This is a genomic window from Aliivibrio sp. A6 (genome assembly GCF_028765505.1).
GTDB lineage: Bacteria > Pseudomonadota > Gammaproteobacteria > Enterobacterales > Vibrionaceae > Aliivibrio > Aliivibrio finisterrensis_A.
Window position 1 is genome coordinate 1 of record NZ_JARACR010000115.1, and the last position, 621, is coordinate 621.

A 621-nucleotide genomic window follows, 5' to 3' on the forward strand; every position below is an offset into this window, starting at 1 on the left:
GGCGTTATGAGAATTAAGGGATAATTTTAAATATGGATATTAAAATAGATGATTTGAATGGCGGTGAAGTTGTTCAGTTATTAAAAGAACACCTGGAAGATATGTATGCAACGTCTCCTCCTGAAAGTGTGCACGCATTAGATGTCTGCGCTCTAAAAGTACCGGAGATTACGTTCTTTAGCTGCTGGAAAGATGAGCAGTTATTAGGTTGTGCAGCAATTAAGGAATTGGATTCAAATCATGCGGAACTGAAGTCAATGAGAACCTCTAATCATGTGCGAAATTTGGGTGTAGGTACGCTTCTTCTCAATCATGTATTAAATGTTTCATCGGATAGGGGTTATAAGAAAATTAGCTTGGAAACCGGTTCGCAAGAGTTCTTCAAACCAGCTCGTAATCTCTATGAAAAATTTGGTTTTCAATATTGTGATCCCTTTGCCGATTACAAACCTGATCCATACAGCCAATTTATGTCGTTCACACTAGGTGAGACATTCTCATAACAAATGCATCAACACGATTTGCTACACTCGGCGTTGTCGGTTTGTCTTTAGTTTCAGTGATTAAGGCAGTAAAATTTAGCTAAGTCTGTATCGTAGCAAACGTGTTATGCAGGCGTTA

Annotated in this window: 1 protein-coding gene; it reads left to right on the top strand. The window is 38.5% G+C overall.

All coding sequences use genetic code 11. The features are described from left to right. Positions 1–32 precede the first annotated feature (32 nt). Positions 33–503 (top strand): GNAT family N-acetyltransferase, encoded by a 471-nt coding sequence (locus PVK70_RS18850; protein ID WP_130049515.1) that lies wholly within the window; start codon positions 33–35, stop codon positions 501–503. Positions 504–621: the final 118 nt, after the last annotated feature.